Genomic DNA, 574 nt, shown 5'->3' with positions numbered 1-574 from the left:
GGTCCCGCTGGGCGCGCTGCAGGCGAACCCGCGCGAGAATATTTATGTGCGGCCGGGCGATGTGGTGACGGTGGAGCACACGCCGCAGACCTTCACCGTGGCCGGCGCGACGGGGGCCAATTCGGTCCTGAACTTCGGCTCGCGCAGCATCACGCTGGAGGAGGCGATCGGCAAGGCCGGCGGCCTCGAGGACCAGCGGGCCGATCCGGCCGCGCTCTATGTGCTGCGCTATGAGCCGCGCGCGATCGCCTCGGCCTTTCCGACGGCGACGGCGGAGCTGGCGTCGCGGCCGCAGGTTCCGGTGGCCTATCATCTCGACATGCGCGATCCGAAGGCTTTGTTCACGGCGCGCCGCTTCGCGATGCGCGACAAGGACATTCTGTTCGTGTCGAACGCGCCGCTGACGGAAGTGGGCAAGGTGCTGCGTCTGATATCGATGCTGACGCAGCCGGCGATCCAGGGGGCGACCGTGGGGGCGCGGTACAATTGAGGCCGAAAACCGTCGCCGGGGCGGCGATAATCGGTTGACGGGGCGCGGCGGCGCGGGCAAGCTGAAGCTCGCCGGATGTTGCGG

General features: G+C 69.0%; 1 pseudogene. It reads left to right on the top strand.

The features are described 5' to 3' along the window. Window positions 1–490: pseudogene (locus tag K3F48_RS24000) on the top strand (sugar transporter); the annotation flags it as partial. Between the last annotated feature and the right edge of the window lie 84 nt (window positions 491–574).

This window comes from Methylosinus sp. Sm6 (genome assembly GCF_019802345.1).
In the GTDB taxonomy this organism is placed as follows: Bacteria; Pseudomonadota; Alphaproteobacteria; order Rhizobiales; family Beijerinckiaceae; genus Methylosinus.
Note: the sequence above shows the minus strand (reverse complement) of the source record. Positions and strands in the feature narration are given on the sequence as shown.